This is a genomic window from Pandoraea iniqua (assembly GCF_902459685.1).
In the GTDB taxonomy this organism is placed as follows: domain Bacteria; phylum Pseudomonadota; class Gammaproteobacteria; order Burkholderiales; family Burkholderiaceae; genus Pandoraea; species Pandoraea iniqua.
The window spans coordinates 1223160-1248643 of the sequence record NZ_CABPSF010000001.1 but is presented as its reverse complement, the minus strand read 5'-3'; the positions used below and the strand labels follow the sequence as shown (position 1 = coordinate 1248643).

The window sequence follows — 25484 nt, the reverse complement described above, 5'->3', positions numbered from 1 at the left end:
AACTGCATATAGGGATCCGAAATGAAAGGCGACAAGAAAGTCCTCGAACTCCTCAACGCTCAGCTCACCAACGAACTGACTGCGATCAACCAGTACTTTCTGCACGCCCGCATGTACAAGCACTGGGGTCTCGACAAGCTCGGCAAGCACGAGTACGACGAGTCGATCGGTGAGATGAAGCATGCCGACAAGCTCATCGAGCGCATTTTCATGCTCGACGGCCTGCCGAACCTGCAAGACCTGCACAAGCTGCTCATCGGCGAGAACACGGAAGAGATTCTGGCTTGCGATCTGAAGCTGGAATACCTCTCGCAGAAGACCTGCAAGGAAGGCGTGGCGCACTGCGAAACCGTAAAGGACTTCGTCTCGCGCGAAATCTTCAACGAAATCCTGCACGACACGGAAGAGCACATCGACTGGCTGGAAACGCAGATCGAACTGATCGCCAAGGTCGGCCTGCAAAACTACCAACAGTCGGGTATGGCTTCGTTCGAAGACTGAGCAAGTTAGAGAATTACGCACGACACCCGTTGGCAAGTACCGACACAGCGTCGGTGAATACCGCCCAACGGGCTTTGCGCTAGAATTCCGGGGCCGGCCATTTGCCGGCCCTTTTCTGTTTACCATGCCCTCCAACGCGCCGATTGGCGTCTTCGATTCCGGTCTCGGCGGTCTCTCGGTCCTTCAGGCCGTGCGCGCCCTGCTCCCCCACGAGTCGCTGCTCTACGTGGCCGACTCCGCCTTCGCCCCCTACGGCGAACGTCCCGACGCCTTCATCGCCGAACGCAGTCTCGCCGTCGGCCGCTGGCTGCGTGAGCGCGGCGCCAAAGCGTTTGTGGTCGCGTGCAACACGGCTACCGCGCATGGCGTCACCGCGCTACGGGCCGACGCACCGTGGCCGGTCGTGGGTGTCGAGCCGGGTATCAAGCCGGCTGCCGCTGTGTCGCGCACTGGTGTGATTGGGGTGCTGGCGACTGCCGCCACCTTGCGCAGCGCCCGTTTCGCCGACTTGCTAGCGCGTCACACGGCGCAGGGGCAACGCTTCCTCTGTCAGCCGGGGCACGGTCTGGTCGAATGCATCGAAGCGGGCGATGTCGACTCGCCCGCCGTCATGGCGTTGCTGGAACGCTACGTCGCGCCGATGGTGGCGCAAGGCGCCGACACGCTGGTGTTGGGCTGCACCCACTACCCGTTCCTGATTCCGGCCATCCGCCAGCGCTTCGGCACGGCGCTCACGCTGATCGACACCGGCGCGGCCATCGCGCGGCAGTTGCAACGCCGTCTGGAAACCGACGGTCTCTGCGCACCGCGCGACCCCGGCGTCAGCGGGAGCATGCAATTGTTCACGACGGCCAATGTTCAGGCGCTTCAGACGATGGCGGACCGCTTGCTCGTCAACCCGCCAGTCGCCCAGATCGTCGAAATCGGACAAATCGACGGGACGGCGTGGCCCCGGATCGATGCACCAGTCAAAACAGGCTCGGCACTCGCCAACTGAGATTTAGCGGCGGCGAATGCCGGTCATCGGCCGCTGCCGCCCGTCCCACGGGCTTCTGCCGCACGCGTCGCCCGGCAAACCTTCCCATAATTCCCAACTGTTTAGCCCGATTCAAACACCCGTATATCCATGAGCGTGCTATGGGATAGGGTATTTAGGCTTGCAAAATCTGATCGGTTAAATAATAATTATTCTCATTAGTGTTACATTTTGACGTTTTCATCATGATCGTTTGCGTCTGCAAATCCGTCTCCGAGCGCCAGATCAAGGCCTGTCTCGACGCTGGCGCCACTTCGATGGAAGATCTCCAGATCGACCTCGGCGTGGCCCTGTGCTGCGGCAAGTGCGGTCCGTTCGTTCAAGAAATGGTGGCCGGTGCGTCGCCGTGCTGCGGCCGCTCGTGCGGTGGCTGCTGCCAGTCCGCCTGCAACGTCACCACGACGACCACGACGGAAGTCGTCGTCATGCAAGAACTCGCGTTGGCAGCGTAATTCAGCGTTCGCGCCCCCTCTGATTGATGAGAGCCGGGTAGCGCCTGTAACGTGTCATCCGGTAGGATTTCGCCATTGCGACAGGGCAACTACGTCGCGACGGCAAGGGAGCCAGCCAGGCGTCTCGCATGCGGTCAACCGCATCAGGCGGCCATGCGCCAGCCAGCGATTCGCGTCACCCACGGAGGTGTCTAATGGAACTCCTGATTGGCTTTGTCTCAACGTTATGCTTATCGTTCTTCCTGTTTCGAAGGTGAGTGCCCGGCAATCTCTCGGTTCACTGCTTTCGCGACATTCGCAGTTTTCGCCGACCGCGCCCCTTGGCGCGGTTTTCCTTTGATCGCACGTCCGGCCTTTCCGAACCCCCGAGTTCCGCACACCGCGCTTCTCTCACCGTTCACCGCCGCAATTAGCGTACCCTAGCCGTTACCATGTCGACCGTGCCCCCTACGACCCTCGCGCTCATGCCGAGCCGCGATCCGTTGATGTCGCCGCGAGCTATCGCGGTCGCCACAGCGATCGTAGTCGTCCATATTGCCGCCCTGATCGGGCTTTCGTTGATGCACAACGAACCCGAGAAGGCAACGATCGAGCCGACGACGTTTACCGCGACGATCATTCCGCTCACCCCTGCGCCCACGCCGCCGCAACCGGCGCCGCCCAAGCCGCAACCCGAACCGCCCAAGCCGAAGGTCGCGCCGCCGCCGCCCAAGCCTCGCGTACAGCCGCAAAACGCGATCACGCAAAAGGCCGAGCCTGTTGCGCCGCCGGCCCCGGCCGAGCCGACGCAGACCGCTGCCCCGACACCACCCGCACCGCCCGCGCCGACGCCGGCCCCCGCACCGTCGGGCCCGATCGAAGGTCTGGCCGTCAAGTGCGATGAGCCGCGCGTGGTCTATCCTACGCAATCACGACGCGTTGGCGAGGAAGGTACCGTCACGCTGCGTCTGGTGATCGATACGCGTGGCGTGGTGTCGACGGCCAATATCGTCAAGTCGAGCGGCTTCCCCCGTCTCGATCAGGCGGCCCGCACCGCCGCACTGGCGATGCGCTGTGCGCCCCCGATGCAAGGCGGCCGCGCGGTAGAAGCCGCCGCGACCAAACCGTTTAATTTCAATCTCAACGATTAACGTAACGATTCACGAACTGGATCTCCCGAGGAACGCAAAATGCAAGAGTATGGTTTGAGCCACGTCTGGGCGCAGGGCGATTTCGTCACCCGTGCCATCGCGATCGTGTTGTTGGTGATGTCGGTGCTGTCCTGGACGGTCATCCTCATCAAGGGCACGCAGATCTTCCGCCTGAGCCGCCTCACGCGCACGGCCGAGCCGGACTTCTGGCACTCGGAAAACTTCACCGCCGGTCTGCAAAAGCTGGGCGAATCGTCGGGCAGCAACAACCCGTTCCTCGCACTGGCACTCGCCGGTCAGGACGCCGCTGAACATCACCGCCAGAGCCAGCCGCATCTGCACGACAAGATGGACGTGAGCGACTGGATCACGCGCGCGCTGAAGAACTCGGTGGACGACACCGTCTCGCGCCTGCAAAGCGGTCTGGCCATGCTGGCCTCGATCGGTTCGACCTCGCCGTTCGTCGGCCTGTTCGGCACGGTGTGGGGTATCTATCACGCCCTGCTGGCGATCGGCGCGTCGGGTCAGACGACCATCGACAAGGTGGCCGGCCCGGTGGGTGAGGCCCTGATCATGACGGCCTTCGGTCTGTTCGTCGCCATCCCGGCAGTGCTCGGCTACAACGCCCTGACGCGCGGCAACAAGGGCGTGGTCTCGAAGCTGAACCGCTTTGCCCACAGCCTGCACGCCTACTTCCTGACCGGTGCCAGCCTGCATTCGCCGCAGTTCGCGAACAACGTCACGCCGGTGCGCAAGTCCACCCCGGCCAGCGCCAGCTAAGCCGCCGCAAGAGAGAAGGAGTTCGCCATGGCCATGGGGTCTTATAGCAGCGACGAAAGCATGGACGACGGCATGATGAGCGAAATCAACATGACGCCGCTGGTCGACGTCATGCTGGTGCTGCTGATCATCTTCATCGTGACGCTGCCGGTGCTCAACCACGCCGTCAAGCTCGACCTGCCGCAGGCAAGCAGCCAGCCGGAAGACACCAAGCCGGCCAAGATCGATCTGTCGATTCAAGCCGACGGCACGGTCTTCTGGGACAAGCAGCCGGTCGACGAGGCCACGCTGCACGCCCGCCTGCAACAAGCCGCCGACGCGCAGCCGCAACCCGAGCTGCACCTGTTCGCCGATAAGAACGTGCGTTACGAGAGCGTCGCCAAGGTGCTCGCCGATGCGCAATCGGCTGGCGTCACCAAACTGGGCTTCGTGACCGAACCGGCCAAGTAAGCGTCCGGGCAGTTCACAAGCAGCAGAAGTCGTACAGAAGTCGAAAAGCGCGGTGTTCATCACCGCGCTTTTTTTCGTCTTGCGTCACGACTTCCGCCCCGATTGTTCCAATCGGGTAACAATCCTTCCCCGCTTGAGGGCTACTCCCCGCCCCACCCGCCCCGATATAGTCTGCACATGACAACGGACTGATCGCGCCACGGCGTGTCAGCCCTCCACAGGAGAGTCCCCTCATGAGCACGACCTACACCCGCCCGGTTGCCCGCGTCTTCACGGCTGCGCAAACGCAGGAAGGTGCCGGCTTTTACGTCAACCGTCCGTTCCCCACGCGCATGCTGATGGACTTCGATCCGTTTTTGCTGCTCGACGAGATGGGCCCGATGCAGGTCGCACCGGGCGATGCCAAGGGCGCCCCCGACCATCCGCACCGCGGGTTCGAGACGGTGACCTATCTGCTCGCCGGCGAAATGGAACATCGCGACTCGCAAGGTCACGCAGGCAAACTCACGCCCGGTGATGTGCAGTGGATGACGGCCGGTGCCGGGGTCATTCACTCCGAGATGCCGTCGAAGGCGTTTCAGGAACGTGGCGGTGAGATGCACGGTTTTCAGTTGTGGGTGAACTTGCCGCGCGTGGACAAGATGATGACGCCGCGCTATCAGGAACTGCCCGCCGCCGGTATTCCGAGCGCCACCAGCGCCGACGGCAAGGTGTCGGTGCGCGTGATTGCCGGCGAAGCCCTCGGCACGAAGGCCGCGATCGAGACCCGCACGCCGATTCTGTATCAGCACTTCACGCTGCAACCGCAGGCGCTGCTCGAACAGGCAGTGCCGGCCGACTTCAACGTGTTTGCGTATGTGGTCAACGGGGAAGGCGAGTTCGGGACGGAAGCGTCGGCGGCCAAGAAGCATCAGATGGTCGTGTTCGGCAGCAACGATGACGGCAAAGGCGAAGGCGTGACCGTACGCAACGTCAGCGACAAGCCACTCTCGTTCCTGCTGATCGGTGGCAAGCCGCTGGGCGAACCGGTCGCACGCTACGGCCCGTTCGTGATGAATACGGAAGGCGAGATTCGTCAGGCGATTCTCGATTTTCAGGCGGGACGCATGGGGCGCATTCCGGCCACGGGTTCTGCTGCCTGATTCCGCGACCTGAGCGAAGCCCATCCGACGTAGCGACGTAGCGGCAATGAGATGAACGGCGGGTATCAAGGTGCGAGGTGCGCCGAGATACCCGCCGTCGCACTTGAGGGACCAATTTGGGTCACAATGACACGCAAAGTGCGTTGTGACCCATTGGAGCATCTAACAGGAGTTGTTATGAGCGCAGAAGCGATTGTCACCGCCCATCTGGGTGCGGCCGGTTTTACTACGCGCCTGTCGGATGGCAAGCACGAATGGGTCGGCGACGAACCCGCCTCGCTGGGTGGCGGCGATCTGGGCCCGATGCCCTCCGCGCTACTGCTCTCGAGTCTGGGCGCCTGCACGTCGATTACGTTGCAAATGTATGCCCGCCGCAAAGAATGGCCGCTCAAGGACGTGAAGGTCACGCTGGCCATGAATCCGGACGGCAAACCCGCGGCAGGCACGACGCAGATCACGCGCAAGATCGAGCTCGGCGGCGATCTGTCGGAAGAACAGCGGCAGCGCCTCTTGGAAATCGCCAACGCGTGCCCAATTCACAAGGTGTTGTCGGGTACGATCGCCATCGACAGTTCACTCATCGAGTAACGCGACGACGGAAAGCCGTCATTGCTGTGGATACGCTTCACCGCCCGCACCTGCTCCGCCGGCCCGCCAATGTGGCGTGCTGGCGGTTATCGATTCAAGGGGAAATTTCTTGCAGTACGAACACCTGATCGAGGTCAACGACCTCCTTAACCCGCTGGCCTTTTCGCTCTCGCGCGAACAACTCTGGAACGGGCTCGTGCTGCGCGCCGAGCAGCCGGCAAACTTCGTGCTGGGTCTGGACGAGTGCATCCTGCATGAACGCACCGACGACACGCTGGAGCGCGAACTGCGCTTCGGCCAAGCCGTGGTGCGCGATCGCGTGATCTTCACGGCGCTGCAATCGGTGCGCTACGAGACCGCCGCCACCGAGCAGCACGCGGGCGGCACGCTCACGATGGCCATCGAAGAGCCGTCGCCCACGCACTACTTCGTGCGCTTCATCTACAGCACCACGCTGCCGGAAGACGCCGCCACGGCCGATACCCGCTACAGCGAGTTTGTGAAATCGGCCTATCGCGAGGCCGACATCGACACCATCGCGCATATTCGCGCGCTCGCCGAGCAAGGCGCCCTCGACTGAGCGGCGCACCGCCCTTCGGTTGACGTCAGCAGTGACGTCGTGCCGGACGCCTCGTCATCGCGCCCGGCACGACACTCCACGAATTCAATAAATCTATCGCCATTAACAACACAATAGACAAATTCAAATACAAATGGGAATGATTCTCATTTAATATTCTTCTCACAGTCAGACATACGGATGAGCGAGATGAGCGCAAGCCACACCACAGCACGCCAGACCACGCCCGCTACGGCGCCGCGCCGCACCTTGTCGGTGTCGCGTACGCAAGTGGCTAGCCCGGTGGCAGCCAAGCCGGCAAGCACGACACCCGGCCGCGTCCTGACGAGCGACCATCTGCTGCAAGGCACGCAATGCGTGAACATCCTGCACAACGGCCAGACTTACCAACTGCGCGCTACGCGCTACGGCAAGCTGATTCTGACGAAGTAACCGAGGTAAGTTGCAAAAAGCAGTAAGAAGGCGAAGTAAAGAATTTTGGCGGTGGCTTGACCACGACCTTGCCGCCGCCTTCACCGAGTTTTGTGGGGACCACCTCGCCTAAGAGGTGTTTGGCAGTAGCCAGCGAACGCAACGCGATCCCATGTAGTTACGGCAAGCCCCTCTCTACCTGCGTTGCGCGCCAGCCAAGCCACTTTTTTTGTCCAGCCACAAGGGTTTCATTGATGTTCTCCTCGTGGCCCAACCTGCCAAGCCTCAGGTTGCGGCCATCCGGCCTGACAAGCCTTTAACCCGTTCGCGAGAGCGGGTTTTTCTTTTTGGGCTGCCGGATGTGCGACGGTGTGCAACGCGTCGCGAGACTGCTGCCCCGCGACGCAGACGCTGAATTACGCGCCAACCACTGCGGCAATACCCGCACGGGCGATCTGCGCGTCCTGCGCCGACTTGACGCCCGACACGCCCACCGCACCGATCACATTGCCGTCGACGACGATGGCAACGCCGCCTTCGAGCATGGCCGTGTTCGGCGCGCTCAGGAAGGCGTAGCGGCCGCCATTGATCATCTCTTCGAACACGCCGCTGTCGCGACGGCCCACGGCCGAGGTCTGCGCCTTGCCCAACGACATCATCGCGGTGCTGGGGGCAGCGCCGTCCATGCGATGCAGCGACAGCGCGTGGCCGCCGTCATCGACAATCGTGATGCACACGTTCCAGCCGTTCGCGGTGGCTTCGGCCACGGCGGCAGCGTTGATCTTTTGTACGTCTTCAGCGGTCAGGACTGCTTTGGTCTTCATATGTCTCTCTCATTCGGGTGGGTGAGCAAAACAGAAAGCCGGCGCTCCGGTCGCGGCACGTGCGGCCGTTCACACGAACTATGCCGCCGCTTCGTGACATCAGGCACACCGAGGGCGGCTCAATGCCCCACGGCAATTGCCATCCACTCGCGCAGCGCGACGCGCGTGGCGCGCATGCCGTCGAGTGTCGGCCACCAGCCGGGAATCGCATCGGGATCCAGCGCGCGCTCGTTGCAGCACGGTGCGGGTACCACCGTGAGTCCGGCGCGGACAAACTGGTCGCGGGCGCGGCGCATATGCCAGGCGCTCGTCACCAGATAGACGCGCGTGACGCCGGCATTGGCCAGCATGCGCGCACTGAACGTGGCGTTTTGCGCCGTGTTCAGCGATTGGGCCTCGGTCCAGCGGACCGGGACGCCGAATTCGTCGGAGAGCACTTGCGCCATCAGGCGGCCCTCCGCAATGGGATAGCCCGACGGCGCACCGCCGGACACGAGAACGGGAAGTTGGGCCCGGCGCGCGAGAAACGCGCCGTAGCGCACGCGGCCAAGGGTCATCTCACTCACATCGGCGCCATCGGGCCGGCCGAATTCCGGCCCGCCAAGACTGGTGCCGCCGCCGAGAATGACCACCGCCTGCGGCAGCTTGGCGGCAGCCTCCGGCGACTGGCGCGCGGCGTCGAGTGCCTTCACATCGATCGGCACCCCGACATTGAGCCCGTGCGACACGCGGCTTGCGACCCACGGCATGGCCTGAAGCCAAAACGCCAGCACGGCCACGACGGCCAGTGTCTTGCCCAGCCGCGGCCAGCGCCGCCAGCAGGCGAACGCCAGCAACGCCAGCACCAGAACATTGGCGGGCGGAAGGAACAGACTGACGAAGAGATTGCGGATAAGCCAATCGGTAGGCATCCGGCCAGTGTACTGGACTGCCTATCCGAGTGCACCCTTTCTCTATGACATTTCTCGTACGATAGGGGGGCTTATGCCAACAAGCTGCGTAGCATCCAAGCGTTCTTTTCATGCGACTGCATGCGTTGGGTGAGCAAGTCGGCGGTCGGCTCGTCCGATGCGGCGTCCACGGTCGGGAAGATGCCGCGTGCCGTGCGGGTCACGGCTTCCTGCCCTTCGACCAACTGGCGAATCATCTCTTCTGCGCTCGGCACACCCTCGGCCTCGGGAATCGACGACAGCTTTGCGAATTCCTTGTACGTGCCCGGGGCCGGATAGCCCAGTGCGCGAATCCGCTCGGCAATCTGATCGACCGCCAGCGCCAGTTCGTTGTACTGGCCTTCGAACATCAGATGCAGCGTGTTGAACATCGGACCGGTCACATTCCAATGGAAGTTGTGCGTCTTCAGATACAACGTGTACGTGTCGGCGAGCAGGTGGTTCAGCCCTTCGACGATGCGCTTACGGTCCTTTTCGCTGATCCCGATATTCACGCTGGCGACGTTGTTTTTCTTAGCCATGATCACTCCGTTCGTTAGGTTCACTTTATTGGCCCTCGCGGGCACGCTCTGGCGACATCGACAGGCGTGCGGTGTCACGGCTTGCCGCCTGTCGTGTCACCTGTTTTGTCATCTGAATCGCGTGACGATGCGAGGCACACTATTTGTCTGATGCGGCAACGCAATGAATGTTCCGGTTACACTGCGCCCATGCCAGCAGACCTAGCCCGATTCCTGTCGATGTCCAGCCTGTCCGGTTCTTCAAGTACGTCCAGCGCCGCCAACGCGCCGGGCAACAGCGCTGATGCCGCCCTGCCCCGTCAACTTCTGGTGACGCCGGAAGTCACGTCGCGCGCAGAGATCGCGTCGTTTGCGTCACGGCTCGCACAGGCGCTCGCGCGCGGCACCCGGCTTGTGCAACTCCGTAACCGTTCACTCGATGCCGACGGCTATCGCGCCCTCGCCGAGTCGGCGCTCGCGCTGACGCATGCCGCCGGCGCGCAGTTGCTGCTCAATCCCCGCGCCGACGTTGCCGATCTCTGGCTCGACGCCGCCAATGGCCTGCACGCCGACACGGTGCCGCATGCCGACGGCTGGCATCTCACGAGTGCGCGGCTGTTGGCCTGCCGTGAGCGGCCAACTGGCTGGAAACTCGTGAGCGCCGCCTGTCACGACACTGAGCAACTCGTACACGCCGGTCGTCTTGGCGTCGACTTCGTGACGCTCTCACCAGTGCTTGCCACTGCCACGCATCCCGACGCCACGCCCCTCGGTTGGCCAGCGTTCTCGGCGCTCGCCGCACAGACAACGTTGCCGGTCTTCGCGCTCGGTGGCATGCGTGCCGACAGCCTGACGGCCGCGCGTAACGCGGGCGCCTACGGCATCGCTGCCATCCGGGCGTTCTGGCCGGCCAGCTAAGCGTTACGGCTTCGCCAGCGCCTCGCGCGCCGCCTTCACACCCTGCGCATAGGCCGGATCGATCTTGCCGAAATGCTCGAGCTGGCGGTCCGCCACGTCATCGGGCACGCCCTGCATCGAAGCAGCGACATTGCCGAACAAGCGCGCTTTCTGCGCATCGTCGAACAACCGGAACAACGCGCGCGGCTGCGAGTAGTAATCGTCGTCGACGCGATGGTCGTAACGATCGGCAACGGCCCCGACCGCTTCCGGCGGATCGCGAAACTCGGGTTGATCGGCAAACGCGCCGTAGCGGTTCGGCTGATAGTTCGTCGTGCCGCCCAGATTGCCGTCCACACGCATCGCACCATCGCGATGGAAGCTGTTGTGGAACGGGCATTTCGGTGCGTTCACCGGAATCGCGCTGTGGTTCACCCCGAGGCGATAGCGCTGCGTGTCGCCGTACGAGAACAGGCGCCCCTGCAACATGCGATCGGGCGAGAAGCTGATGCCCGGCACCACATTCGCCGGATTGAACGCCGCCTGCTCCACTTCCGCGAAGTAGTTCTCCGGGTTGCGATTGAGTTCGAGCACGCCCACGTCGATCAACGGGTAATCGCCATGCGGCCACACCTTCGTCAGATCGAACGGGTTGATGGCGTACGTTGCCGCGTCGGCCTCGGGCATTACCTGCACCTGCATGCGCCAGCGCGGGAAGTTGCCCGCTTCGATGGCATCGAACAGATCGCGTTGGGCGCTCTCACGGTCACCGGCCACAACTTCTGCGGCTTGGGCGTTGGTCAGGTTCTCGACACCCTGCATCGACTTGAAGTGGAACTTCACCCAGAACCGTTCGTTCGCCGCATTGATGAAGCTGAACGTGTGCGAGCCGAAGCCGTGCTGCTGGCGGTAGTTCGCGGGCAAGCCACGGTCGCTCATGAGAATGGTGACCTGATGCAGCGATTCCGGGTGACGTGACCAGAAGTCCCATGCGGCGGTCGGGTTACGCAGGTTGGTCTTCGGGTCTCGCTTCTGCGTATGGATGAAGTCGGGGAACTTGAGCGGATCGCGCACGAAGAACACCGGCGTATTGTTGCCCACGAGATCCCAGTTGCCTTCATCGGTATAGAACTTCAACGCGAAGCCACGCACGTCGCGTTCGGCATCGGCCGCGCCACGTTCACCGGCCACCGTGGAGAAGCGCAGGAAAACCGGGGTTTCTTTGCCAATGGCTTCGAACACGCGGGCACGGCTGAAACGCGTGATGTCGTGCGTGATGGTGAGCTTGCCGTAGGCGCCGGAGCCCTTGGCATGCACACGACGCTCGGGAATCACTTCGCGGTCGAAGTGGGCGAGCTTTTCGAGAAACCACACGTCTTGCAGCAGCGCCGGGCCACGCGGGCCGGCCGTGATCGTGTTCTGGTTATCAGGCACCGGTGCACCGGCGGCGGTCGTGAGTTTCTTGGGATTCGTGGAATCTGACATGCGACGCTCTCCTGTTTCTTGATCGGTCAGCCCGCTGGGCAGGCTGTGGGGGAATTGGCTTACGCCGCCATCTGCGCAAACTCGGCAAGCACGTGTTCCAGCGTGGCTTCGATGTCGTGCAGATAGGTTTTCAGTGCGGTCATCGTGGTCGCCTCCAGTGGGTCGCAAAGGTTCGCAAACGCGTGTCGCTAGGTTAATAATTCTAATTAAAACAGTCGAATTAATCGTTTTTATCTATCACATAGCCAAAAGCAATGCGCCGCGGCGGGAAGCAGCGGCGCATGACGTTCTTGGGGGGGGAGACGGCCCGGTGGCGGGCCGCCGGGTCTGGCGAGTCTGGCTGGCCTTAGTTGGCCGTAGCCGGCAGATCGAGCGTGATCACACCGGGTAGATTGCATCGCGCGATGGCCTGCGCCACCGCCTCGATCGCAGGCAGGCGCGTGAAGCTCTTGCGCCATGCGAGCACGACGCGGCGGTCGGGCACCGGGGCCGAGAACGGCACGTAGCTCAGCAGGCTGTCGGACGCCTGCACTTCAGGCACCGACGTCTTCGGCAACACCGTGATGCCAACACCGCTCGCGACCATATGGCGAATCGTCTCGAGCGACGAGCCTTCGAAGGTCTTCTGAATGCCATCGGCGTTCTGCGAGAAACGCATGAGCTCCGGGCAGACGCCAAGCACGTGATCGCGGAAGCAATGGCCGCTGCCCAGCAACAGCATCGTTTCCTGCTTCAGGTCACCCGCATCGATCTGATCACGGTTGGCCCACGGATGGGCGCGCGGCAGCGCCACCACGAACGGCTCGTCGTACAGCGGGCGCACCATTAGTCCGCTCTCGGGGAACGGCAGCGCCATGATCGCCGCGTCGATTTCGCCCTGCTTGAGCAATTCGATCAGCTTGAGCGTGTAGTTCTCTTGCAGCATGAGCGGCATCTGCGGCGTGGTCTCGATCATCTGCTTGACCAGCGCGGGCAGAAGATACGGCCCGATCGTGTAGATCACGCCCAGACGCAGCGGGCCGGCGAGCGGGTCGCGCCCTTGCTTGGCAATTTCTTTGATGGCAATGGTCTGTTCGAGCACGCGCTGCGCCTGCGCAACGATCTGCTCACCCAGCGGCGTGACGCTCACCTCAGCGGCACCACGCTCGAAAATCTGCACATTCAGCTCGTCTTCGAGCTTCTTGATCGCCACCGACAGCGTCGGCTGGCTGACGAAACAGGCTTCCGCTGCGCGACCAAAATGGCGTTCTCGCGCCACCGCCACGATGTACTTGAGTTCCGTGAGGGTCATGTCGTCCTAACCTGTAAATTAATCGGATTACCGCAATCGATAGATTTTGTTTTTTATAGCACAATCGAGCGGTCATTGCCCGTTTTCAGGCGACGTCCGATCGTCGTCGCCGCATTGAGCGGACCCCGGATTCAGCCAATTGCAGCCCGTTTCGATAAGACTGGCTTCTCGCTGAAGCGCACGTCTCCGGTCAGGCTTTCAGATAGTCCTCTCGCGCACCGAGCCAGCGCTCCAGATGCGCCGCCACGGCGCCCGGATGGGAAGCCAGCAGTTGCTCGGCGGCTTCCTGCGCGCCGGGAATCATCCAGCCGTCTTCGTTCAGATCGACGAAGCGCAACATCGCGGCGCCCGATTGCCGCGCCCCGAGAAACTCCCCGGGACCGCGAATTTCGAGGTCGCGACGCGCAATGACGAAGCCGTCGGTCGTCTCGCGCATCGTTTGCAGGCGCGCCTTCGCGCCCATCGACAACGGCGACGCATACATCAGCAAACACACCGACTCGGCGGAACCCCGCCCGACGCGTCCACGCAACTGGTGCAACTGTGCGAGGCCGAAACGCTCGGCATGTTCGATCACCATCAGTGACGCATTCGGCACGTCCACGCCCACTTCGATCACGGTCGTGGCCACCAGCAGATGCGTGTTGCCGCGCGTGAAATCCTCCATCACGGCAGCCTTCTCGGCCGGCGAGAGTCGTCCGTGGACGAGGCCCACCCGTAACTCGGGCAGCGCGACCATCAGTTGCGCATGGGTGTCGACGGCGGTCTGCAATTGCAGCGCCTCACTTTCCTCGATGAGCGGACACACCCAGTAGACCTGACGTCCGGCCAGCGCCGCCGCGCGCACGCGGTCGACCACCTCGGCACGGCGTGTGTCGCTGATCAGTTTGGTCACCACGGGACTGCGGCCCGGTGGCAGTTCGTCGATGACGGAGACGTCGAGATCGGCGTAGTACGTCATCGCGAGCGTGCGCGGAATCGGTGTCGCACTCATCATCAGTTGGTGCGGCATGGCGTTCGCGCCCATGCCCGCCGTCTGCATCTTGCTGCGCAACGCCAGACGCTGCGCGACACCGAAACGGTGCTGCTCGTCGACGACGGCCATGCCGAGGCGCGCAAAAGTCACCGTGTCCTGAATGATCGCGTGCGTGCCGATGACGAGTTGCGCCTCACCGCTGGCGACACGCGCCAACGCTTCACGCTTCTCTTTCGCCTTCATGCTGCCGGCAAGCCACGCGACCTGTACCCCCAGTGGCGTCAGCCACCCGGAGAGCTTGCGCAGATGCTGCTCGGCGAGAATTTCGGTCGGCGCCATGATGGCGGCCTGATATCCGGCGTCGATGGCTTGCGCTGCTGCGAGCGCGGCAATGATCGTCTTACCACTGCCCACGTCGCCTTGCAGCAAGCGCTGCATCGGGTGAGGTTCGGTCAGGTCCGCGCGAATTTCCGCCCACACGCGCTGCTGCGCGCCAGTCAGCCGGAACGGCAGCGCCGCCTCGAAGCGTTCGAGCAGACCGCCGGGGACATGCTTGCCAAGCGAAGGCGCGGCCAGTCGGCGGCGTGCCGCCTGTGCCCGCTTGAGCGAGAGCTGCTGCGCCAGAAGTTCTTCACACTTGATACGCAGCCACGCCGGGTGCGAGCGCTCCATGAGTGACGTCTCGGAGACCTTGGGCGGCGGCGCATGAAGCAAGCGCACAGCGTCGGCGAGCGACGGCAACGGATGGTCCGGCCCGATCGAGGCTTGCAGGAGCCCGGGCGGCAGCAGTTCGGGGAGCGGCGTGCGCTCCATGGCGTTATGAATCGCTTTGCGCAGATACGCCTGCGACAGACCGGCGGCGCTCGGATAGACCGGCGTGAGCGCTTCGGGCAGCGGCTGCGCGGCGTCGGACACCACGCGATACGACGGGTGCACCATCTCCAGACCGAAGAAGCCGCCGCGTACTTCACCGCGCACTCGTACGCGGGTGCCGACGGATAGCTGCTTTTGCTGGCTGCCGTAGAAATTCAGAAAACGCAGCACTAATTCGTGCCCTTCGTCTTCTATGCGTACCAGCCACTGGCGTCGCGGACGGTAGGCAACGTCACTCGACGTGACCGTGCCTTCGACCTGCGCGAGTTCACTCGGCAGGACGTCATCGATCTTGCTCAGGCGCGTCTCGTCCTCGTACCGCATCGGCAGATGCAGGATCAGATCGATATCGCGCTTGAGGCCGAGTTTGGCGAGCTTGTCCGCACTGCCCTTGCGGGCGGCGCTGCTGCCGGCGGCAGCGGGCTTTTCGGAAGATTTTGCGGACGCTTTTTTGGCGGCGCTTTTGGTGCTGTTCTTGGCCGATGCGCCAGCCGCAGCATCGTCGTTGGCGGATACGCCGGCCTTCGATTTCGCACCGCGCTTCGTGACGGCTTTGCCCCCGGTTTGCGCCGCGTCACCCCGTGCGGACGCGGCGCCGGCGGCAGTGCCATCGGCAGCATCGGCAAGATCCACAAGGTCGGCGGCAGGCGCGGGGGCGGGCATTCGGCGTTCGGTCATGCAGTCGCGGCGTCGGGCGTTCGTCCTCGGGTGCACGCCTTATCGGCAAGCCATCGGACGAACCAAGTAAAATGTCGGTTGCTACGCATTGTAAACGCTGATGTATACCCTTTCCGATTTCGATTTCGACCTGCCGCCCGAACTGATCGCGCAGACCGCGCTCGCCGAGCGCTCCGCCAGCCGCCTGCTGGAGGTCGACGGCAGCGTCACGCCGCCGCATCTCTACGACCGCCGCTTTGCCGACCTGCCGGGCCTGCTAGCCCCGGGCGACCTGCTGGTGTTCAACGATACCCGCGTCATCAAGGCCCGCCTGTTCGGCCAGAAAGCGAGCGGCGGCAAGATCGAAGTGCTCGTCGAGCGCGTGATCGACAGCACCACGGTGCTCGCCCAGATCCGCGCCAGCAAGAGCCCGGGCCCCGGCACCGTCCTGCGTCTGGCCGACGCCTTCGAAGTCACCGTCGGCGAGCGTGTCGACCAGTTCTACACGCTGCACTTCCCGAGTGACTGTTACCCGTTGTTGGAAACTTACGGCCGACTGCCGTTGCCGCCGTATATCGCTCACGAAGCCGATGCGGGTGACGAGACGCGTTACCAGACCGTCTACGCCCGTAACCCCGGCGCTGTGGCCGCACCGACCGCCGGCCTGCACTTCGACGATGCCCTGTTCGAACGCCTCGACGCGCTGGGCGTACAACGCGCCACGCTCACGCTGCACGTGGGCGCGGGCACCTTCCAGCCAGTGCGCGTGGAGAATCTCGGCGAGCACAAGATGCACTCGGAGTGGTACGAAATCACGCCCGAGCTGGTCGACGCAATTGCCGCCACCCGGGCACGCGGCGGGCGTGTCATCGCGGTCGGCACGACGTCGATGCGCGCGCTGGAGTCTGCGGCACAAGCCACGCTGGCCGCTGGCGGCGAGCCGGGTACGCTGCGCGCGGGCAGCACCGAGACCGACATCTTCATCACGCCGGGTTACCGCTTCCAACTGGTCGACCGGATGATCACCAATTTCCACCTGCCCAAGTCGACGCTGCTCATGCTCGTTTCGGCGTTTTCGGGTATGGAGACGATCCGCGCGGCCTACCGCCACGCCATCGAGCAACGCTACCGTTTCTTCAGTTATGGCGACGCGATGATCCTGTCGCGCGTGGAAATGCACGAGGCCCCCAAGGCGGCGGCGTAAGGCGGTAAGTCGGTAAGGCGCACGAGCCCGGGACGCCACCGCAAGCGGCTGGCGTTCGGGCGCGGCGTGCGCTAGCCCATCGACGCGCGCGTGACGCTTATGGAACCGGCAAGGCCCGAGCCGGTACAATAGCGGCTTGGCCGCGCATGGGGCGCGTGCCGCTTTATCCCGTCCCGTGCGGGCGCCGGCTTGTTTTGCCGGTGGTGCCGGGGCGCATGACACATGCTCAAGTTCGAACTCATCACCACCGACGGACAAGCCCGTCGGGGGCGCGTCACGCTCAATCACGGCGTGGTCGAAACGCCCATCTTCATGCCCGTGGGCACTTACGGCTCGGTCAAGGCGATGTCGCCCGTCGAGCTGGTCGAAAACAACGCCCAGATCATCCTCGGCAATACCTTCCACCTGTGGCTGCGCCCGGGTCTGGAGACGATTGCCGCGCACGGCGGACTGCACAAGTTCATGGGCTGGGACAAGCCGATCCTGACCGATTCGGGCGGTTTCCAGGTCTTCAGCCTCGGTGAACTGCGCAAAATCAGCGAAGAAGGCGTGAAATTCGCCTCGCCGGTCAACGGCGACCGGCTGTTCCTCTCGCCTGAAATCTCGATGCAGATTCAGCGCGTGCTGAATTCGGACATCGTCATGCAGTTCGACGAGTGCACGCCGTACGAGATCGACGGCCGTCCGGCCACTGAAACCGAAGCCGGTCAGTCGATGCGCATGTCGATGCGCTGGGCCAAGCGCTCGATCGACGAATTCAACAAACTGGAAAACCCGAACGCCCTGTTCGGCATCGTGCAAGGCGGGATGTACGAGAACCTGCGCGACGAGTCGCTCGCCGGGCTGTCGGAATTGCCGTTCCACGGCTACGCAATCGGCGGATTGTCGGTTGGCGAGCCGAAGGAAGACATGATGCGCGTGCTCAACCACGTCGCACCGCGCCTGCCGGCGGACAAGCCGCATTACCTGATGGGCGTGGGCACACCGGAAGATCTGGTGGCGGGCGTGGCCGCAGGCGTGGATATGTTCGATTGCGTCATGCCGACCCGCAATGCGCGTAATGGCTGGCTGTTCACGCGTTTTGGCGATCTGAAAATTCGCAACGCGTCGCACAAGACGGACACGCGCCCGCTGGACGAAACTTGCGGCTGTTACGCCTGTCGAAACTTCTCGCGCGCCTATCTGCACCACTTGCAGCGAGCCGGGGAGATTCTGGGCGCGCGGCTCAACACCATCCACAACCTGCATTACTATCTGACGCTGATGCAGGAAATCCGGGATGCCATCGAGGCCCACCGTTTCGACGCTTTCGTCGCCCAATTCCGGGCCGATCGCGCGCGCGGCGTGCAGTGACGGCCGGCGCCTGAGGCTCAGGCACCGAATCCCCGGGGGAATGGGGTCGGGCGGTGGTAAAATGCCGGGCTTGGATCCTGCATCCTCGCACCGAAACACATGCCGCGCGTGACCGGATAACCGGCCACACGCGGCTTTTACACGTCTTACACATAAGGAGAACCGAACGTGCTGATTTCAGAAGCCTTCGCCCAGACGGCTGGCGCCGCCAGCCCGACCAGCAACCTGATGAGCTTCCTGCCGCTCGTACTGATGTTCGTGGTGCTGTACTTCATCATGATCCGTCCGCAGATGAAGCGTCAGAAAGAAACGCGCAACATGCTGGCCGCGCTCGCCAAGGGCGACGAAGTCGTGACCTCGGGCGGCCTCGCCGGTCGTATCTCGAAGGTCGGTGAGACCTTCGTGACCGTTGAGATCGCCGAGAACGTCGAGATCAACGTGCAAAAGGGCGCTATCACGACCCTGCTGCCGAAGGGCACCATCAAGGCGCTCTGATCCTTCGCGCAACCGCACGCGGCCGCCATATCCGGCGGCCGCAACGCATGGCGGTACCTGCCCTTCGGGGCGCGGGTACCGCCATGCGTCCGGTCTGAAGCACGGTTTGCCACGAGGCATCACCCTAGCCCGCCGCTATGAATCGCTATCCTCTCTGGAAATACATCGTCATTCTGGTGGCTCTCGCCATCGGGGTGCTCTACACGCTGCCGAACCTGTTCGGTGAAACACCCGCGGTACAGATTTCCAGCGTCAAGGCGACCGTCAAGGTCGACCCCTCGACGCTCTCGCGCGCTGAAGACGCGCTCAAGGCGCAGAACATTACCTATCAAGGGGCAGTGTTCGACAACACGGGTAGCAACCCGAGCGTGCGTATCCGCTTCTCGGATACCGACACGCAGCTGCGCGCCAAAGACCTTCTCCAGACGTCGCTGAACGCCGACCCCACCGACCCGACCTATGTCGTCGCGCTGAACCTGCTCTCGGCTTCGCCCTCGTGGCTGACCAAGATGCACGCGCTGCCGATGTACCTCGGTCTCGACTTGCGCGGCGGTGTGCACTTTCTGTTGCAAGTGGACATGGCCGGCGCCATCACGAAGCGTCTCGACGCCTCGGCCGCCGACGCCCGTGCCCTGCTGCGCGACAAGAACGTCCGTCACAACGGCGTGACGCGCACGGACAGCGGCATCGAAGTCGCTTTCACGAGTCAGGATGAAGCCGATCGCGCCCGCGGCGTGCTCGCCGACGGCCTGCCCGATCTCACCTACACCACGCAGGCCGGTCCTAACGGCACGTTCAAGGTTGTCGGTGCGTTCACCGAAGCGGCCCGCCGCGCGGTGCAGGACAACGCCGTCAAGCAGAACATCGTCACGCTGCATAACCGCGTGAACGAACTCGGCGTGGCCGAGCCGGTGATCCAGCAGGAAGGCCCTGACCGTATCGTCGTGCAATTGCCGGGCGTGCAGGACACCGCCAAGGCGAAGGACATCATCGGCCGTACGGCAACGCTCGAAGCCCGTCTGGCCGACCCGGACGCGCCGCGTCTCGTGACTGCCGACACGCCGGTGCCGCCGCAGGACGAACTGTTCCTGCATGGCAATGGCGCGCCGGTGCTGCTCAAGCGTTCGGTGATCTTCAGCGGCGATCGCATCACCAGCGCCGCCGCCGGCTTCGACGATCACCAGCAACCGTCGGTGAACATCAAGCTCGACGCCGCCGGTGGCCGTGTGCTGCGCGACGTGTCGCGCGACAACATCGGCAAGCCGATGGCCATCGTGCTGTTCGAAAAGGGCAAGGGCGAAGTGCTGACGGTGGCGAACATCCGCAGCGAACTGGGTCAGAGCTTCCAGATCACTGGGATGGGCTCGGCACAGGGTGCCAACGATCTGGCGCTGCTGCTGCGCGCCGGTTCGCTGGCCGCGCCGATGGAAATCATCGAAGAACGTACGATCGGCCCGAGCCTCGGTGCCGATAACGTGCAAAAGGGTGTGGATTCGGTGCTGTACGGCCTGATCGCCATCGCCCTGTTCATGATGATGTACTACATGCTGTTCGGCGTGTTCTCGGTGATCGCCCTGCTGTTCAACCTGCTGCTGCTCGTCGCCATGCTCTCGCTGTTGCAGGCTACGCTCACGCTGCCGGGTATTGCCGCTATCGCGCTCACGCTCGGTATGGCCATCGACGCGAACGTGCTGATCAACGAGCGGATTCGTGAAGAACTGCGGGCCGGCGCTTCGGCGCAAAAGGCGATTTCGCTGGGCTTCGAACACGCCTGGGCCACGATTCTGGACTCGAACGTGACCACGCTGATCGCCGGTCTGGCGCTGCTGGCCTTCGGTTCGGGCCCGGTGCGCGCGTTTGCCGTGGTGCACTGCCTGGGTATCCTGACCTCGATGTTCTCTGCCGTGTTCTTCTCGCGCGGCCTGGTCAACCTGTGGTACGGCGGCCGTCGCAAGCTTAAATCGCTGGCAATCGGTCAAGTCTGGCGCCCGGACGGTGCGAAGAACGCACCCGACGCAGGCGAGCAATAACCGCAGGCGCGAGAGGAAACAGTCATGGAATTTTTCCGTATCAAGAAAGACGTGCCGTTCATGCGGCATGCCCTGATCTTCAACGTTATTTCGGCGCTGACATTTGTCGCGGCCGTGTTCTTCCTGCTCACACGCGGTCTGCATCTGTCGATCGAGTTCACGGGCGGGACGGTCATGGAAGTGGCCTACACGCAAGCGGCCGATCTCGAGAAGATTCGCGGCGAAGTCGGCAAGCTGGGCTATCGCGACGTGCAGGTGCAGAGCTTCGGCACCTCGCGCGACGTGATGATCCGTCTGCCGATTCAGACCGGCACGGACGGCAAGCAAGTCACCAGCGCCCAGCAGAGCGACGCCGTCATGGGCGCACTCAAGGCTGATGCGCCTGACGTGCAGCTGCGCCGGGTGGAATTCGTCGGCCCGCAGATCGGCCACGAGCTCTTCACCGACGGGTTGCTGGCGCTGACGTTCGTGGTTGTGGGCATCATCATTTACCTGTCGTTCCGCTTCGAATGGAAATTCGCCGTGGCCGGCGTGATCGCCAACTTGCACGACGTGGTGATCATTCTGGGCTTCTTCGCGTACTTCCAGTGGGAGTTCTCGCTGGCGGTGCTCGCGGGGGTGCTGGCGGTGCTCGGCTACTCGGTGAACGAATCGGTCGTTATCTTCGACCGGATTCGCGAAACCTTCCGCAAGATGCGCAAGGCCACCGTGCAGGAAGTGATCGATCACGCCATTACGACGACCATGTCGCGGACGATCATCACCCACGCCAGTACGGAAATGATGGTGCTGTCGATGTTCTTCTTCGGCGGCCAGACGCTGCACTACTTCGCACTGGCACTGACCGTGGGTATTCTGTTCGGTATCTACTCGTCTGTGTTCGTGGCCGCAGCGCTTGCGATGTGGTTCGGCGTGAAGCGCGAAGACCTCATCAAGCACAGCAACAAGGACGAAGAAGAAGGTTCCGATCGCAACGATCCGAACTTTGGCGCACGAGTCTGACCGGCTCGCGTTGTCATTTGTCACTTGTCTGAAAAAACCGCCGGCGTGTCCGGCGGTTTTTTTTCGCCCATCCCCGCTGAACCGCATGCCGGACCGAATACGTGCGCGCGCCACGGGCTTGCGGTAATCTCGCGAGATTCGTCGATTACGACTACCTACAACATTCCCCGACATTGCCCGCCATGAAGCCGATCCGCATCTGGGACCTGCCCACCCGTCTCTTTCACTGGTTGTTTGTCGTGCTGGCGGTCACCGCCTACGTCACCGCCAAGACCGGTGGCAACGCGATGATCTATCACTTCTGGTGCGGCTACGCGATTCTCGCGCTGCTGATCTTCCGGCTGGTCTGGGGGCTCGTCGGGCCGCGCTATGCCCGTTTTTGCGACTTCATGACCGGTCCACGGACGTTTTTCCAGTCGTTGCGCACCCCCGCTGCCACTGACGCCCGCTTTGCCGGGCACACGCCGCTGGGTGGGCTGTCTGTCATTGCCATGCTGTTGTTCTTCGGCATTCAGGTGGTGCTGGGGCTGTTCTCGAATGACGATATTTTCAACGACGGCCCGCTCGTCAAGTTCATCGACAAAGACCTGAGCGACACGCTCACCGGCTGGCACCAGCTCAACCAGTGGGTGCTGATCGGGTTGGTAGCGCTGCACGTGCTGGCGATTCTCTACTATCGTTTCGGCAAGAAGAAAGACCTGATCACGCCCATGATCGTCGGCGACAAGCCGCTCGCCACGCCCGCTCACCCTGCCCGTGACGACTGGCGCGTGCGCGCCGGCGCGCTGGTGCTGATCGTGGTCGCATCGGCGCTGGTGTACCGCATCGTCCACCTCACACCGGCCGTGGCTTCGCTCCCGTCCTACTGATTTCGCGGGGGTTTGGGCCGAAGTCTGTCCTTACATCGCCCGAGCGTCAGATCGTCCCGCCGTCGATAGCGGACAAAAAAAGACCGGCCCCCTCTCTGGGACCGGTCTTTTTCTTTGGCGGCGTCAGACAGCGAAAGCTGCCTGCGCATGCCGAAAAGCGACTGACTTACTTCGCGCGGAAGTTGTCGTGGCAGCTCTTGCAGGTCTGTGCAGCGTCGCCGAAGGCCTTCTTGATCGATGCCAGATCACCGCCCTTGGCCACCGTGTTCAATTGCGCCACGGCCGTTTCCATCTTCTCCTGCGCTTGCTGGAACTTCACCTTGTCGGTGAAGACTTCCGGCTTGGCCTTGCTCTTTGCCGTGGTCTGCCCGCCTTCGAAGGCGGGCCACGGCAGCTTCGAGAGCGTGGCGACGAGTTCGGCGTTCTTGGCCACGTCGTCCTTGCTGAACGGCGCGTCACCCTTGACGACCGCACCGATGCGGCCGAAGTGGTTACCGAGCAGGAACAGGGCCGACTGGCGGTACTCCACAGCGTCGTCGGGCTTGGCGAACTGCGCGTGCGAGAGCGCCGGGACCAGGGCCGCGGCGAGGGTAGCGAGAGCAAGGGCGAGCTTCATTTCTGGGGATTCTCCTTTTGAGTTATGCGGCCATGATACACATCTCGTCAGTACCCCGTATGACATGCAAAAAGGGCCGCATCAGCGGCCCTTTTCTTTTCCAGCATGCGACGTGTCTGACGCGTCAGACGCGCTTGGCAAGCGACTCGGCAATACCGATGTAGTTTGCCGGCGTCATTTCCAGCAGAAGCGCCTTGGCATCTTCCGGAATCGCCAGTTGCTTGATGAAGGTTTGCAGCGCTTCACGGGTAATACCCTTGCCGCGCGTGAGTTCCTTCAGTTGCTCGTACGGGTTGGGCACACCGAAGCGGCGCATCACCGTCTGCACCGGCTCGGCCAGCACTTCCCACGTGTTGTCCAGATCTTCATTCAGACGTTGCGGGTTGACTTCGAGCTTGGCCAGACCGCGCAGGCACGAGTCGTAAGCGAGCAGGCTGTAGCCGAACGCCACGCCGATGTTACGCAGCACGGTCGAGTCGGTCAGGTCACGCTGCCAGCGCGACACCGGCAGCTTCTCGGCCAGATGGTGCAGCACAGCGTTGGCCAGACCCAGATTGCCTTCCGAGTTCTCGAAGTCGATCGGGTTGACCTTGTGCGGCATGGTCGACGAACCGATTTCGCCGGCCTTCGTCTTCTGCTTGAAGTAGCCGACCGAGATGTAACCCCAGACGTCGCGGTTCAGGTCGAGCAGGATCGTGTTGGCGCGCGCCACGGCGTCGAACAACTCGGCCATGTAGTCGTGCGGCTCGATCTGGATCGTGTACGGGTTGAACGTAAGGCCCAGACGCTGCTCGATGACGGCCTTCGAGAACGCTTCCCAGTCATATGCCGGGTAGGCCGACAGGTGGGCGTTGTAGTTGCCCACGGCACCGTTCATCTTGGCGAGCAGCTCGACGCGGCGCACGCGCTCGAGCGCACGGGCCAGACGCACGGCCACGTTGGCCAGTTCCTTGCCCAGCGTGGTCGGCGAAGCCGGCTGACCGTGGGTGCGCGAAAGCATCGGCTGCGATGCGTGTTCGCGGGCCAGTTCGCTCAGCTTGGCCACCAGCGATTCGAGCGCGGGCACGATCACCTTGTCACGCGCGCCCTTGATCATCAGGCCGTGCGAGGTGTTGTTGATGTCTTCCGACGTGCAGGCGAAGTGGATGAACTCGCTGGCCTTCTCGAGTTCGGCCTGACCCTGCACCTTCTCCTTGAGCCAGTATTCGACAGCCTTCACATCGTGGTTGGTGACCTTCTCGATGTCCTTGATGCGCTGCGCATCGGCGTTCGAGAAGTTGGCCGCCAGATCCAGCAGGAATTTCTCCGCTTCCGCCGAGAACGGGGCGATCTCAGCGAAACCGGCCTTCGACAGGGCGATCAGCCAATGGATTTCGACCGTCACGCGATGGCGCATGAAAGCGGCTTCGGACAGCCACGGACGCAGGGCGTCGGTCTTGCTGGCATAGCGGCCGTCGAGCGGGGAAAGCGCGGTCAAGGGGGAGAATTCGTCGGACATGGCACTGGGCACCGAAAAAGAAAACCGGGGAGCCGGCGAGGCCTGCCGCAGCACCCGCACGAGCCCGGCCGTCCCCATGGGGGAGCCCGGAACACCGCGCGACGCCGGCCAAACCTTGCAAAACGGAAACGCCAACTCGGAAAGGCCGATATTTTACCATTGCCCGCCCGGTTCACGCCCTTTCCGCTCCCGGCGGGGCTCCCCGGGGCGCTACGCGATGCCCCGGGCAGCACGTTATACTCTGCGGCGCTATTGCGATTTATCAAGGATTCACATGAAGTTGATCGGTGCCCTCGCCAGCCCTTACGTTCGAAAAGTCCGCATCGTGCTTGCGGAAAAGAAGCTCGATTACAAGCTTGAGCTAGAGAACGTGTGGGCCGACGACACCCGCATCCAGCAGTCCAACCCGCTGGCCAAGGTGCCATGTCTGGTGATGGAAGACGGGGAAGCCGTCTTCGATTCGCGGGTGATTTGCGAGTATCTCGACACGCTCTCGCCGGTGGGCAAGCTCATCCCCCCTTCGGGCCGCGAACGCGCCGAGGTGCGGGTGTGGGAAGCGCTCGCCGACGGGGTGACCGACGCCGCCGTGCAGATTCGCGTCGAAATGAAGTTTCACGACGAGGGCACGCGCTCGCAGGCCCTCATCGACCGTCAGCGCAGCAAAATCGACGAGGCGCTGCGCGCCATGTCGCAGGGGCTCGACGAGCGCCAATGGTGTGCGAGCAACCGCCTGACGCTGGCCGATGTGGCCCTTGTCTGCGCGCTCGGCTTCCTCGACTTCCGTTTTCCGGAAATCGAATGGCGCCGTGATCACCCGAATCTCGAACGCCACTTCGAGCGCATGTCGGCACGCCCGTCGGTCGCCGATACGGTACCGGCGTAAGTCCCCGTCTC

At 63.1% G+C, this 25484-nt stretch carries 26 protein-coding genes; 18 read left to right on the top strand and 8 right to left on the bottom strand.

Annotation, left to right across the window (positions count from 1 at the left end):
• The first annotated feature begins 21 nt into the window (after window positions 1–21).
• The 10 genes from bfr (at window position 22) to hemP (ending at window position 7091) form a co-directional block, all read left to right on the top strand.
• Complete coding sequence (gene bfr / locus PIN31009_RS05560) at window positions 22–501, top strand: bacterioferritin (RefSeq protein WP_058377509.1); 480 nt, start codon at window positions 22–24, stop codon at window positions 499–501.
• Between the two features lie 124 nt (window positions 502–625).
• The gene (gene murI / locus PIN31009_RS05555; protein ID WP_150789556.1) at window positions 626–1498 is read left to right on the top strand and encodes a glutamate racemase; all 873 of its coding nucleotides are present in this window, start codon (window positions 626–628) and stop codon (window positions 1496–1498) included.
• A 224-nt stretch (window positions 1499–1722) separates the two neighbouring features.
• Window positions 1723–1989, top strand: a complete 267-nt coding sequence (locus tag PIN31009_RS05550) for a (2Fe-2S)-binding protein (RefSeq protein WP_150789555.1) — start codon at window positions 1723–1725, stop codon at window positions 1987–1989.
• A 431-nt stretch (window positions 1990–2420) separates the two neighbouring features.
• Window positions 2421–3119 (top strand): energy transducer TonB, encoded by a 699-nt coding sequence (locus tag PIN31009_RS28080; protein ID WP_217426759.1) that lies wholly within the window; start codon window positions 2421–2423, stop codon window positions 3117–3119.
• A gap of 39 nt (window positions 3120–3158) precedes the next feature.
• Window positions 3159–3899 (top strand): MotA/TolQ/ExbB proton channel family protein, encoded by a 741-nt coding sequence (locus tag PIN31009_RS05540; RefSeq protein ID WP_058377506.1) that lies wholly within the window; start codon window positions 3159–3161, stop codon window positions 3897–3899.
• 27 nt (window positions 3900–3926) lie between these two features.
• Complete coding sequence (locus PIN31009_RS05535; protein ID WP_058377505.1) at window positions 3927–4349, top strand: ExbD/TolR family protein; 423 nt, start codon at window positions 3927–3929, stop codon at window positions 4347–4349.
• 233 nt (window positions 4350–4582) lie between these two features.
• The gene (locus tag PIN31009_RS05530) at window positions 4583–5491 is read left to right on the top strand and encodes a pirin family protein (protein ID WP_150789554.1); all 909 of its coding nucleotides are present in this window, start codon (window positions 4583–4585) and stop codon (window positions 5489–5491) included.
• Between the two features lie 177 nt (window positions 5492–5668).
• On the top strand, window positions 5669–6079 hold the full coding sequence (locus tag PIN31009_RS05525; RefSeq protein WP_150683322.1) for an OsmC family protein: 411 nt from the start codon (window positions 5669–5671) through the stop codon (window positions 6077–6079).
• A gap of 109 nt (window positions 6080–6188) precedes the next feature.
• Window positions 6189–6659 (top strand): SRPBCC family protein, encoded by a 471-nt coding sequence (locus PIN31009_RS05520; protein WP_150789553.1) that lies wholly within the window; start codon window positions 6189–6191, stop codon window positions 6657–6659.
• Window positions 6660–6839: 180 nt separating this feature from the next.
• Window positions 6840–7091 carry a hemin uptake protein HemP gene (gene hemP / locus PIN31009_RS05515; RefSeq protein ID WP_058377501.1) on the top strand — a complete coding sequence of 84 codons (252 nt, stop codon included), beginning with the start codon at window positions 6840–6842 and terminating at the stop codon, window positions 7089–7091.
• A 395-nt stretch (window positions 7092–7486) separates the two neighbouring features.
• Here the strand turns inward: hemP and PIN31009_RS05510 are convergent, their stop codons facing one another.
• From PIN31009_RS05510 to PIN31009_RS05500, 3 genes are all read right to left on the bottom strand, one after another.
• Window positions 7487–7894: a GlcG/HbpS family heme-binding protein gene (locus tag PIN31009_RS05510; protein ID WP_150683320.1), complete on the bottom strand. Its 408-nt coding sequence runs from the start codon at window positions 7892–7894 to the stop codon at window positions 7487–7489.
• A 119-nt stretch (window positions 7895–8013) separates the two neighbouring features.
• A complete protein-coding gene (locus tag PIN31009_RS05505; protein WP_150789552.1) occupies window positions 8014–8805 on the bottom strand; it encodes a YdcF family protein in 792 nt (263 codons plus the stop codon).
• 71 nt (window positions 8806–8876) lie between these two features.
• Entirely contained in the window at window positions 8877–9365 is a 489-nt protein-coding gene (locus tag PIN31009_RS05500) for a Dps family protein (RefSeq protein WP_150789551.1), read from the bottom strand.
• A 219-nt stretch (window positions 9366–9584) separates the two neighbouring features.
• Here PIN31009_RS05500 and PIN31009_RS05495 point away from each other — a divergent pair, with 219 nt between their 5' ends.
• A complete protein-coding gene (locus PIN31009_RS05495) occupies window positions 9585–10262 on the top strand; it encodes a thiamine phosphate synthase (protein ID WP_150789550.1) in 678 nt (225 codons plus the stop codon).
• A gap of 3 nt (window positions 10263–10265) precedes the next feature.
• Here PIN31009_RS05495 and PIN31009_RS05490 read toward each other — a convergent pair whose 3' ends face one another.
• The 3 genes from PIN31009_RS05490 to recG all read right to left on the bottom strand — a co-directional run bounded on the left by PIN31009_RS05490 (window position 10266) and on the right by recG (window position 15529).
• On the bottom strand, window positions 10266–11726 hold the full coding sequence (locus PIN31009_RS05490) for a catalase (protein WP_150789549.1): 1461 nt from the start codon (window positions 11724–11726) through the stop codon (window positions 10266–10268).
• Window positions 11727–12072: 346 nt separating this feature from the next.
• Window positions 12073–13017: a LysR substrate-binding domain-containing protein gene (locus PIN31009_RS05485; RefSeq protein ID WP_087689225.1), complete on the bottom strand. Its 945-nt coding sequence runs from the start codon at window positions 13015–13017 to the stop codon at window positions 12073–12075.
• A 190-nt stretch (window positions 13018–13207) separates the two neighbouring features.
• Entirely contained in the window at window positions 13208–15529 is a 2322-nt protein-coding gene (gene recG / locus PIN31009_RS05480; protein WP_425495466.1) for an ATP-dependent DNA helicase RecG, read from the bottom strand.
• 115 nt (window positions 15530–15644) lie between these two features.
• Here recG and queA point away from each other — a divergent pair, with 115 nt between their 5' ends.
• The 6 genes from queA to PIN31009_RS05450 all read left to right on the top strand — a co-directional run bounded on the left by queA (window position 15645) and on the right by PIN31009_RS05450 (window position 22476).
• On the top strand, window positions 15645–16727 hold the full coding sequence (gene queA, locus PIN31009_RS05475) for a tRNA preQ1(34) S-adenosylmethionine ribosyltransferase-isomerase QueA (protein ID WP_150789547.1): 1083 nt from the start codon (window positions 15645–15647) through the stop codon (window positions 16725–16727).
• Window positions 16728–16949: 222 nt separating this feature from the next.
• Complete coding sequence (gene tgt / locus PIN31009_RS05470) at window positions 16950–18080, top strand: tRNA guanosine(34) transglycosylase Tgt (protein WP_058377492.1); 1131 nt, start codon at window positions 16950–16952, stop codon at window positions 18078–18080.
• Window positions 18081–18308: 228 nt separating this feature from the next.
• On the top strand, window positions 18309–18575 hold the full coding sequence (yajC, locus tag PIN31009_RS05465) for a preprotein translocase subunit YajC (RefSeq protein WP_233179920.1): 267 nt from the start codon (window positions 18309–18311) through the stop codon (window positions 18573–18575).
• Between the two features lie 137 nt (window positions 18576–18712).
• Complete coding sequence (secD, locus tag PIN31009_RS05460) at window positions 18713–20605, top strand: protein translocase subunit SecD (protein ID WP_150789546.1); 1893 nt, start codon at window positions 18713–18715, stop codon at window positions 20603–20605.
• Between the two features lie 24 nt (window positions 20606–20629).
• Complete coding sequence (secF, locus tag PIN31009_RS05455) at window positions 20630–21607, top strand: protein translocase subunit SecF (protein ID WP_150789545.1); 978 nt, start codon at window positions 20630–20632, stop codon at window positions 21605–21607.
• A 182-nt stretch (window positions 21608–21789) separates the two neighbouring features.
• The gene (locus tag PIN31009_RS05450) at window positions 21790–22476 is read left to right on the top strand and encodes a cytochrome b/b6 domain-containing protein (protein WP_150789544.1); all 687 of its coding nucleotides are present in this window, start codon (window positions 21790–21792) and stop codon (window positions 22474–22476) included.
• A 166-nt stretch (window positions 22477–22642) separates the two neighbouring features.
• On the opposite strand, the gene PIN31009_RS05445 is transcribed toward PIN31009_RS05450, so the two are convergent.
• Both PIN31009_RS05445 and purB read right to left on the bottom strand, forming a co-directional pair.
• Entirely contained in the window at window positions 22643–23092 is a 450-nt protein-coding gene (locus PIN31009_RS05445) for a c-type cytochrome (protein ID WP_150789543.1), read from the bottom strand.
• A gap of 124 nt (window positions 23093–23216) precedes the next feature.
• Window positions 23217–24590, bottom strand: a complete 1374-nt coding sequence (gene purB / locus PIN31009_RS05440; RefSeq protein WP_150683311.1) for an adenylosuccinate lyase — start codon at window positions 24588–24590, stop codon at window positions 23217–23219.
• A 274-nt stretch (window positions 24591–24864) separates the two neighbouring features.
• Here purB and PIN31009_RS05435 point away from each other — a divergent pair, with 274 nt between their 5' ends.
• Window positions 24865–25473 (top strand): glutathione S-transferase family protein, encoded by a 609-nt coding sequence (locus tag PIN31009_RS05435; RefSeq protein WP_150683310.1) that lies wholly within the window; start codon window positions 24865–24867, stop codon window positions 25471–25473.
• The last annotated feature ends 11 nt before the right edge of the window (window positions 25474–25484 follow it).

Excerpts from the sequence above, each read along its gene's own strand:
- bfr (WP_058377509.1), top strand. The coding sequence starts at position 22 with ATGAAAGGCGACAAGAAAGTCCTCGAACTCCTCAACGCTCAGCTCACC.
- murI (WP_150789556.1), top strand. The coding sequence starts at position 626 with ATGCCCTCCAACGCGCCGATTGGCGTCTTCGATTCCGGTCTCGGCGGT.
- PIN31009_RS05550 (WP_150789555.1), top strand. The coding sequence starts at position 1,723 with ATGATCGTTTGCGTCTGCAAATCCGTCTCCGAGCGCCAGATCAAGGCC.
- PIN31009_RS28080 (WP_217426759.1), top strand. The coding sequence starts at position 2,421 with ATGTCGACCGTGCCCCCTACGACCCTCGCGCTCATGCCGAGCCGCGAT.
- PIN31009_RS05540 (WP_058377506.1), top strand. The coding sequence starts at position 3,159 with ATGCAAGAGTATGGTTTGAGCCACGTCTGGGCGCAGGGCGATTTCGTC.
- PIN31009_RS05535 (WP_058377505.1), top strand. The coding sequence starts at position 3,927 with ATGGCCATGGGGTCTTATAGCAGCGACGAAAGCATGGACGACGGCATG.
- PIN31009_RS05530 (WP_150789554.1), top strand. The coding sequence starts at position 4,583 with ATGAGCACGACCTACACCCGCCCGGTTGCCCGCGTCTTCACGGCTGCG.
- PIN31009_RS05525 (WP_150683322.1), top strand. The coding sequence starts at position 5,669 with ATGAGCGCAGAAGCGATTGTCACCGCCCATCTGGGTGCGGCCGGTTTT.
- hemP (WP_058377501.1), top strand. The coding sequence starts at position 6,840 with ATGAGCGAGATGAGCGCAAGCCACACCACAGCACGCCAGACCACGCCC.
- PIN31009_RS05510 (WP_150683320.1), bottom strand. The coding sequence starts at position 7,894 with ATGAAGACCAAAGCAGTCCTGACCGCTGAAGACGTACAAAAGATCAAC.
- PIN31009_RS05505 (WP_150789552.1), bottom strand. The coding sequence starts at position 8,805 with ATGCCTACCGATTGGCTTATCCGCAATCTCTTCGTCAGTCTGTTCCTT.
- PIN31009_RS05500 (WP_150789551.1), bottom strand. The coding sequence starts at position 9,365 with ATGGCTAAGAAAAACAACGTCGCCAGCGTGAATATCGGGATCAGCGAA.
- PIN31009_RS05495 (WP_150789550.1), top strand. The coding sequence starts at position 9,585 with ATGTCCAGCCTGTCCGGTTCTTCAAGTACGTCCAGCGCCGCCAACGCG.
- PIN31009_RS05490 (WP_150789549.1), bottom strand. The coding sequence starts at position 11,726 with ATGTCAGATTCCACGAATCCCAAGAAACTCACGACCGCCGCCGGTGCA.
- PIN31009_RS05485 (WP_087689225.1), bottom strand. The coding sequence starts at position 13,017 with ATGACCCTCACGGAACTCAAGTACATCGTGGCGGTGGCGCGAGAACGC.
- recG (WP_425495466.1), bottom strand. The coding sequence starts at position 15,529 with ATGCCCGCCCCCGCGCCTGCCGCCGACCTTGTGGATCTTGCCGATGCT.
- queA (WP_150789547.1), top strand. The coding sequence starts at position 15,645 with ATGTATACCCTTTCCGATTTCGATTTCGACCTGCCGCCCGAACTGATC.
- tgt (WP_058377492.1), top strand. The coding sequence starts at position 16,950 with ATGCTCAAGTTCGAACTCATCACCACCGACGGACAAGCCCGTCGGGGG.
- yajC (WP_233179920.1), top strand. The coding sequence starts at position 18,309 with ATGAGCTTCCTGCCGCTCGTACTGATGTTCGTGGTGCTGTACTTCATC.
- secD (WP_150789546.1), top strand. The coding sequence starts at position 18,713 with ATGAATCGCTATCCTCTCTGGAAATACATCGTCATTCTGGTGGCTCTC.
- secF (WP_150789545.1), top strand. The coding sequence starts at position 20,630 with ATGGAATTTTTCCGTATCAAGAAAGACGTGCCGTTCATGCGGCATGCC.
- PIN31009_RS05450 (WP_150789544.1), top strand. The coding sequence starts at position 21,790 with ATGAAGCCGATCCGCATCTGGGACCTGCCCACCCGTCTCTTTCACTGG.
- PIN31009_RS05445 (WP_150789543.1), bottom strand. The coding sequence starts at position 23,092 with ATGAAGCTCGCCCTTGCTCTCGCTACCCTCGCCGCGGCCCTGGTCCCG.
- purB (WP_150683311.1), bottom strand. The coding sequence starts at position 24,590 with ATGTCCGACGAATTCTCCCCCTTGACCGCGCTTTCCCCGCTCGACGGC.
- PIN31009_RS05435 (WP_150683310.1), top strand. The coding sequence starts at position 24,865 with ATGAAGTTGATCGGTGCCCTCGCCAGCCCTTACGTTCGAAAAGTCCGC.